The organism is Roseovarius sp. (assembly GCF_027019125.1).
GTDB lineage: Bacteria > Pseudomonadota > Alphaproteobacteria > Rhodobacterales > Rhodobacteraceae > Roseovarius.
Map to the genome: position 1 here is coordinate 1 of NZ_JALUXE010000025.1, position 7916 is coordinate 7916.

The 7916-nt window shown below is 63.2% G+C and carries 7 protein-coding genes; 6 read left to right on the plus strand and 1 reads right to left on the minus strand.

Annotated elements, in window-relative coordinates; translation table 11 throughout:
* The first annotated feature begins 152 nt into the window (after window positions 1-152).
* The 6 genes from MVC20_RS08140 to MVC20_RS08165 all read left to right on the plus strand — a co-directional run bounded on the left by MVC20_RS08140 (window position 153) and on the right by MVC20_RS08165 (window position 7225).
* Window positions 153-899, plus strand: a complete 747-nt coding sequence (locus MVC20_RS08140) for a hypothetical protein (RefSeq protein ID WP_297540207.1) — start codon at window positions 153-155, stop codon at window positions 897-899.
* Window positions 899-2218: an AAA family ATPase gene (locus MVC20_RS08145; protein WP_297540209.1), complete on the plus strand. Its 1320-nt coding sequence runs from the start codon at window positions 899-901 to the stop codon at window positions 2216-2218. Before MVC20_RS08140 ends, MVC20_RS08145 begins: the two co-directional genes overlap by 1 nt.
* A gap of 9 nt (window positions 2219-2227) precedes the next feature.
* Window positions 2228-4801, plus strand: a complete 2574-nt coding sequence (locus tag MVC20_RS08150) for a VapE domain-containing protein (protein WP_297540211.1) — start codon at window positions 2228-2230, stop codon at window positions 4799-4801.
* Entirely contained in the window at window positions 4798-5034 is a 237-nt protein-coding gene (locus MVC20_RS08155; RefSeq protein ID WP_297540213.1) for a hypothetical protein, read from the plus strand. Before MVC20_RS08150 ends, MVC20_RS08155 begins: the two co-directional genes overlap by 4 nt.
* 231 nt (window positions 5035-5265) lie before the next feature.
* Window positions 5266-6141: a LysR family transcriptional regulator gene (locus MVC20_RS08160; protein WP_297540215.1), complete on the plus strand. Its 876-nt coding sequence runs from the start codon at window positions 5266-5268 to the stop codon at window positions 6139-6141.
* Between the two features lie 136 nt (window positions 6142-6277).
* Window positions 6278-7225 carry a hypothetical protein gene (locus MVC20_RS08165; RefSeq protein WP_297540217.1) on the plus strand — a complete coding sequence of 316 codons (948 nt, stop codon included), beginning with the start codon at window positions 6278-6280 and terminating at the stop codon, window positions 7223-7225.
* A gap of 82 nt (window positions 7226-7307) precedes the next feature.
* Here MVC20_RS08165 and MVC20_RS08170 read toward each other — a convergent pair whose 3' ends face one another.
* Window positions 7308-7766 carry a hypothetical protein gene (locus tag MVC20_RS08170; protein WP_297540219.1) on the minus strand — a complete coding sequence of 153 codons (459 nt, stop codon included), beginning with the start codon at window positions 7764-7766 and terminating at the stop codon, window positions 7308-7310.
* Window positions 7767-7916 lie beyond the last annotated feature (150 nt).

A 7916-nucleotide genomic window follows, 5' to 3' on the forward strand; every position in this document is an offset into this window, starting at 1 on the left:
CGCGCCGTTGCCGTGGTCCGCGCATCCGAGGCCGGGGAATGCCTGCCGCGTGCCGCCGCCGAACCCACGGCCGTTCTCTGCCGTGGTGGCATGGCGGCCGGTAAGTGGCATGCGCCCTGCGCCTGGGCGGACAAGTGCTGGAGTGAGCGACCATGACCCCGGACGCCTATGAACTCAAGCGCATCCTGCGCGCCCATCGCGAACGATTCTGGTGCTCCGACCTGCTTGGAGTGGCCGAGTTCGCGCCGATCTACTTCTTCGGCGATCAGGCCGCCTTCGACAGCGAGGATGTTGACCGCGCGATGCCCCGCGTTCTGACCGGCCCAATCCGCCTGCCGCACCCGACCGTGATCTTCGAAGTGCGCGAGCAGGGCCCGTCGCCATCTGGCCTGATCGTCTGCGCGCGGCAGAACAAGGACATCGTCGACGCGGTGTTCCTCATGCGAAAGCGCGCGCCGAACGGATGGACGGACGCTTTGGTGCGGGTCTGGATGCATCCTGACGGCAAGGCCGAGATCGAGGGCAACCCGACTGAGCGAAACGAGGGAACGGTCCGCGGTCACGGCGAGGTTGCCGCCGGCATCGTCTGGCGCGCCCTGACGATCCTCGGTGCGGCGCCGGAAATCCGCGACCGCAAGCTGTCGCGGCCCAGGCGCGCCCGCCTGTCCCGGGACGGCGTGCACGGGTGGGTCTGGCATCAGGTCTCGATCAACCCCGATCGCCTGCGTGCAGTGAGCACGCCACAGGGCGGCACCCATGCATCGCCCCGCTGGCACATCCGGCGTGGCCATTGGCGCCAGTTGCCGGGTGGCCGCCGCGTGTTCGTGCGTCAATGCGAGGTTGGGGATCCAACCCGGGGCGGCGTCGTGAAGGATTACAGAGTGGAGGCCAGCGAATAATGACAGACTTCACCCCGTCGCCCGCACAGGCGGCAGCGATCCGCGCAATCAGGGAATGGTTCGAAACCCGCACCCAAGAGCAGCAGGTGTTTCGCCTCTTCGGGCATGCCGGATCGGGGAAGAGTACGGTGCTGAAGTTCGCGCTCGACGAGTTGGGCCTGTCGCCCCACCGCAGCGCGAAGGATGGGACATGCATTCCCGGCGTGGTCACCGCCACCTTCACCGGCAAGGCCGCGCTGGTGCTGACCCGCAAGGGGACATCTGCGCGCACCATTCACAGCCTGATCTATTCCGCGATTGAGGCCACCGAGGAAGAGATCGAGGCCGCCGCGCGGAAAATCCGCGAGGCGGAGGATACCGCGCGCCGCCTGACCGGGTTCGAGCGCACCACGGCCGAAGCCGGGATCGAGGCCATGCGCCAGGCGCTCTCGGCCATGAAACACCCCCGTTTCGCGCTGAACCCGCAGAGCGATGCGGCGGACGCCCGTCTCATCGTGCTCGACGAGGTGTCGATGGTGGGCGAAGAGATGGCGCGTGATCTGATGAGTTTCGGCAAGCCGATCCTGGTGCTTGGCGACCCGGGACAGTTGCCGCCGATCAAGGGCGAAGGCGCCTTCACCCGTGATGCGCCCGACGTGATGCTGACCGAGATCCACCGCCAGGCCGCGGAAAGCGCGATCATCCGGCTGGCGACCATGGCGCGCAAGGGCGAGCCGATCGGCTTCGGAACCTACGACACCCATGTCGCCAAGCTGCGCAAGGGCGATATCACGCCCGAACAGGCGCTGCGTGGCGGTCAGCTGATCTGCGGGATGAACGCCACGCGGCTGCAGCTCAACAACGCCATGCGGGCGGCGGCAGGCTTTGGCGGCTCGTTCCTGCCGACGGGTCCGGGTGAGAAGATCATCTGCCTGAAGAACCAGAACGACCTCGGTCTGATCAACGGGATGTTCGTCACGCTCGAGGACATCGTTGACGAAGGCAGCCTCTATTTCTCGGCCATCGTGACCGATGAGGATGGCCGGCGCATCGGCCCGCTCGACGCCGAGGGACGCCCGGGCCGCCTGCGGATCTACAAGGGGCATTTCGAGGACCACATCGCGTTTGACAGGCGCCGTCACGATCGCGACTGGCGCGCCAAGAAGCGTCTGACCGAGGCGACCTTCGGCTGGGCGATCACCGCCCACAAGGCGCAAGGGTCGCAATGGGAGAATGTCATCGTATGGGATGACGGGCTCGGGCGTACCGAGCTTGACCGCCGCCGCTGGCTCTATACCGCGATCACCCGTGCCGAGCGCGGGCTGGTGCTTCTGGCCTGAGGGGGCGCGATGATCGATCTCAACGATGTTCCAACCCCACGCGGCCGCCATGACCTCGGCGCCATCCGCGACCGGCTGGCCGCAACAGCTGCCAACTGGCTGCCTGCTCTCTTCCCCGAGGCGCGGCTCACGCACGATGGTCGATCCCTGCGCTGCGCCGATCTTTCCGGTCGCCCGCCAAGGAAAGAGGGCTCCTGCGTCATCCATCTCGATGGGCCCTATGCCGGCTGGGGGTTCGATCATGCCACCGGCGAGCGTGCGGGGCCCATTGACCTGATCGCGCAGGCATCGGGACTATGCGATGGCGCGCTTTATGACGAGGCGGCGCGTCTGGCGCGAATGGAACTTCCGGCCCCCAGGGCTGCGCCGCGCCCGAAGCCAGATCATTCCACCGAGGTCGCTCGGATCATCGCAGGCACGGTTCCCCTCGCCGGCACCCCGGGCGAAGCCTATCTCCGCACCCGGGGTCTCACTGATCCCAAATCTCCCGATCTTCTGTTTCATCCGGATCTCGCGGACTTCGACAGCCGCCGCGGCTGGCCGGGGCTGGTGGCCATTCCGCGCCTGGTGAACGGCGATCCCGCACCAGGCATCCACCGGACCTTCCTGCTCGACGATGGCAGAGCGAAGGCACCCGCCGGCAAGAAGATGTTGGGCTCGGTCAGGGGCGCCGCCGTTCGGCTGTTCCCGTTCCCTGAAGATGGCCATATCGGTATCGCCGAAGGCATCGAGACCGCACTGGCCGCGCATGCGCTGTTCGGAACCCCTGTCTGGGCTGCGCTCTCGGCCGATGGGCTGGCCCGGTTCCAGTGGCCCGAGGGCACCCGCCGGGTTACCATATTCGCCGATGCGGGCGATGCCGGTCGTCAGGCGGCAGCCATGCTCGCGGACCGGCTGAACCTTGCGGACATTGCGAACGAGATCGTCCTGCCGCTCAATGGCGATGACTTCAACGACGATCTGATACGTGGGGCAAAGGCCGGGGATTACGCGCGAACGGCCGATGAAATTGACGCCTCTGCCGATGCCCCTGCTGAAGATGAGGCCGAGACAGCGCCCGTCGTTCCCGCCACCGACGATCCGGGCACGTTGAGTGCCGCTGCCGAGGCCCTTACCAACCCGCCTGATATCGAAGCTCTGGGGCGGTTGCTCGGCCGCATCGCGCTTGCGCGGCTCGAGCCCTTGCCCGAGCGTCAGATCCTCTCGCGCATCAAGGGGGCCACCGGCATCGGTGTCGCCATCCTCGAAAAACAGCTTGGCGAGTTGCGCCGGCGCGTAAATGCAACCGGCGATCCCAACGCCCGGATTCCGAAGCCCTTGTGGTTCAACCGCCTGCTGCTCGACATGGCCGGCACGCCCGAGCGCAACGAGGCCAATGTCATCACCGCGCTCTCCTCCGACCCGGCCTTCGCCGGCGTGCTGGCCTTCGACGAGTTCGCCCAGGGCATCGTCGTGCGTCAGCCGCTGCCCTGGGACACGGCGTCCTCCGCATTCCCGCGCCCCTGGGAGGATGCCGACGACACGCGCACCGCCGAATGGTTGCAGCTGCGCGGCATCAACGTGGCCCCCGCCGTGGTCGGCCGCGCCGTCGGTGCCGTCGCCCGCGAAATCCGCATCCACCCCGTCCGCGACTGGCTCGACACCCTGAAATGGGACGGCTCGCCCCGGATTGAGACCTGGACCAGCGCCTATCTCGGCGCCGAGCCCACGCCGTTCCACCACACCATCGGCGCCCTCTGGCTGATCTCGGCGGTCGCCCGCATCTACCGGCCCGGCGTCAAGGCCGACCACATGCTGATCCTCGAAGGTCCGCAGGGCGCGCGCAAGTCCACCGCGCTCAAGGTGCTGGCGGGCGAGGACTGGTTTACCGACGAGTTGCCGGATCTGGGCTCGAAAGACGCCGCGCTGCACATGCAGGGGGTCTGGATTGTCGAGATCGCCGAACTCGACGCCATCGGTCGCGCCGAGGTCTCGCGCATCAAGGCATTCCTCACCCGCACCACCGACCGCTTTCGCCCGCCTTACGGTCGCTACACCGTCGAGGTACCGCGCCAATGCGTGTTCGCCGGCACCGTGAACCCCGACACCTATCTGCGCGACGAGACCGGTAACCGGCGTTTCTGGCCCCTGCGCTGCGGAACTATCGACATCGCGGCGCTCGCACGCGATCGCGACCAGCTCTGGGCCGAGGCCGTCCACCGCTTCCGCGCCGGCGCGATCTGGTGGATCGATGACCCCGATCTTCTGGCCACGGCCCGTGAGGAACAGGATCGCCGCTATCAGGCCGACGCCTGGGACGGGCTGATAGATCGCTGGCTGACGCATGAGGTAAAGAGCGTCAACAAGGGATACGCTGGCGTTGATGACTGGCAGGATGAAGAGTTCGAGCGCGTCCACCCGATCAGGGATGTTTCTGTGGGGGAAATCCTCGAGGGCGCACTTGGAATTGAGCCGGCAAAATGGACCAAGCTGGACCAGATGCGCGTGGGAGCCTGGCTGAAATCAAGGCAATGGGAGCGATATCAACGTCGGACAGGAGAGGGACGCGAATGGCGCTATCGCAAGATTGCAAAGCAGGTTTGAGCCTGCAGAGCGCGGCGCGTTGCCTGCGCGTCTCGCCCGAATACCTTCTTGGGCGCTTGATCGACGCGGGGTACCTCTATCGCTACACCGGTGTCGGCCAACCACGCGCCTATATTCGGCACGTGCGAAGCGGCCTGTTTGCAAATGGCCCGACGGAGGTCTTGATCACGCAAGACGGTCTCAAGAAAACTCTTGAGGCGCTTGGCCGGAGCCGAGACCGCATTCCGCGTTAGAACGATTGAAGGTACTGTAACCTGCCGCCTGGAAATGTTGTTGGAGAGACCTCTGCGAACGGGGTTGATTTGGAGGGCGGTTGAATATCTCAGTGCAGGAGGCTGCTATTGGGATGCGGTAGTGTAGTTTCTCCGGCGGGTAGGAAATGGCCGGCTTTTGCGCGATGTGGGTGGGCGGTTCATCTCGACAAATATTTACCTTTAACCTGGTTTTCGATAGAGATTTGTTTCATGGATTGGGAAGATCTCCGAGCATTTCTAGCGGTGGCAAAACGCAGCAATCTGCGGCAGGCGGCCAATATGCTGGAGGTAACCCAGCCAACCATTGCCAGGCGGCTGAAACGGTTGGAAGCCGAAATAGGTATCCCTCTGTTCGAGCGAACGCGTGAGGGCCATCATTTGACAGAGGCCGGAGCATTGTTGCTGCCCGATGCGCGCGCTGTGGAAACCGCGGCACTGCGGGTCGAACAAGGTGCCCTCAGGCTGTCGCAGGGGTTGTCCGAGACGGTGCGGGTCGAGGCCGGGGAATGGGCGGCGGCGGTCATCGTGCGCGGGCTGCATCTACTTTCCAGCCAGCCAAAGATCGAGTTCGTGCTGAGCGGTCGGTCCTCACCCAAGGCCGACCGAAGCCCAGATCTGAGTCTACACCATGGATTGCCCGCCACCGGCAGCGAGTTGACCCGCCGCGTGGGTGCCATCAACTGTGCCTTGTATGGATCCCCGGATCTGCTGAGAGGTCAGACAGCACCGCTTGCCGATACCGAACTCTCGGCGCTGCCGTGGCTAGGTTTTGTCGAGGAACAGCAAGATTACGTCACCATGCAATGGCTTCAGAATTTCATGAATGGTCGGGGGCCGGTGGCAAGGATGACGAATACCGATCTCATGCTGGTCGGTGCTTCGACCGGGATAGGAGCCGCAGTGCTTCCTTGCTTCATAGGCGACGAGGCGCCGGGTGTAACGCGTCTGTCGAATACAATCCCGGAACTGCGCGCCGAATACTGGCTGAAGGTCAGTCCGAACCTGGCACAGAACCCGTCGATCCGACTGGTATCGCTATGGATAATCGATTGCTTCCGCAGCATGCGAACGGGCGGTGAAGTCTGATTGTCGCGTAACAATTCGCCTCACGATCAACTCTTTTCCGGAACGAATCCGTTCCTCGCGTTAAAATCTCTTGGGATAGGCTCCCTGCGCATTTTCCGATTAAATTGTTCAAACAATTTGCGGAAAGGTTTTTCAGATGCATCGTGGTTGGGTGGTTTCACTGGGAGCCGTGCTGTCTTGGGCCCTGCTGAGCGCGATCAGCCGCGTGATCCTGATACGCTTCAAGATCGACCCTTGGGGGTTCAGCTTCATTCAATTGACCACCGGCGGGCTGGTGCTACTGCTCATCAGCGGCCGGCTGTCCTTGGCTCGAGCCAGTTTCCGGAAGCCGACAACATGGATCATCGGCTTGTTCCGCGTATTGTCGGCCTCAGCCTATACCGCGCTGCTTGCGATGCTAAGTGTGCTGGAAGCAGGGATCATGGGGGCAATCAGCCTGACAGCGGTGACGCTGGCAGCCTGGGTCGTTTTTGCCCGGCCGCCCGGGCGGGGTGAAATCATTGGCCACCTGATCGTGCTGGGCTGCGCTGGGACGCTGTTGCAATCGCTGGATGGCGGGTTGCGGGATCTAGCTCTGATACTGGTGCTTGCTAACACGATCTGCGTTACCGCCATGACCATCCTCGCCGAGAGACATCCCGACAACCATTCGGTCGACGCTAGCGTGCGGCTTGGCTTCACCGGTGCCGTACTTCTTGTCACCGCTGGGATGTTCCTGGTGGTGCGGTTGGCCCAAGCCGGCCTTTCGCCGCAGATCTGGGATTGGCAGATGCTGGTATTCGGCGCGTTGGTGGGCGTCTTTCTTCGGGCGCCGTCGATGGTGCTAGCCTTTGCCTCGATTCGGCTGGTCGGATCGCAAAACTATTCTGCCGCCACCGCCTTTCTGCCGCTCTTTGGCATGGCACTGGAACATGTGTTCTACGTTTGGGGTTGGATTGGGATATCGCGGTTCCAATTCGACACCCTGTATCTCGGCTTTGGAACCGCCGCCGGAACCATTGCTGTGCTGGGCGCGCGCTTTCTGTCCAGACGCACGGAACGACGCATGACGACAAGAGAAAACCAAATTCCAAGATCAGGATGATGTACTGTAACCTGCCGTCTGGAAGTTTTGTTGGAGATTACGCCGTCCACAAATTTCCACCAACTGCGCGACACCGCCGTTGCTAATTCGAATTTCCAGACAGCAGGTCAAGTAATTCAATTGAATGACCGGATATGACCGGGCGCTGCCGAGCTGTCACCACCTCGGATCTGTCACCACCTTGCACCCTGGGTGGTGACGGAAAAAATCCTTTTAATTCAATCGTGTCACCACTGTCACCACCTGAACGGCCAAATTCTTTCCCTTCCTGTATAGATGTGTGTTTCACCTCATATGCCGACTTCCTTACACGTAGGAAAGAATTTGGTGGTGACAGTGGTGACAGTGGTGACAACGTTGTTTTCAAACGACTTTTTCTGTCACCACCTTGATCCGAGGTGGTGACAGGTGGTGACACGCCAACACGCCCCGAAATCTGTTCCCCCAGGGGCGGTTTTGCTTGTTCGCTCGAGGCCGGCCGGATATTCTGGCGGCGACCAAAGCCGAAGGCCCACCATTCGTGAGCCTTCAACATGAACACCCAGAACTCCACCACCACCGGGCGCACTGTTCAGGCGCCTGTTCCCCTTTCCACCATCCTCGCCCTCGATCTCGGCACCACGACCGGCTGGGCCTTGCGCGGCCATGACGGGTTGATCACCACCGGCACGGTCAGCTTCAGGCCCCGGCG

Excerpts from the sequence above, each read along its gene's own strand:
- MVC20_RS08140 (WP_297540207.1), top strand. The coding sequence starts at position 153 with ATGACCCCGGACGCCTATGAACTCAAGCGCATCCTGCGCGCCCATCGC.
- MVC20_RS08145 (WP_297540209.1), top strand. The coding sequence starts at position 899 with ATGACAGACTTCACCCCGTCGCCCGCACAGGCGGCAGCGATCCGCGCA.
- MVC20_RS08150 (WP_297540211.1), top strand. The coding sequence starts at position 2,228 with ATGATCGATCTCAACGATGTTCCAACCCCACGCGGCCGCCATGACCTC.
- MVC20_RS08160 (WP_297540215.1), top strand. The coding sequence starts at position 5,266 with ATGGATTGGGAAGATCTCCGAGCATTTCTAGCGGTGGCAAAACGCAGC.
- MVC20_RS08165 (WP_297540217.1), top strand. The coding sequence starts at position 6,278 with ATGCATCGTGGTTGGGTGGTTTCACTGGGAGCCGTGCTGTCTTGGGCC.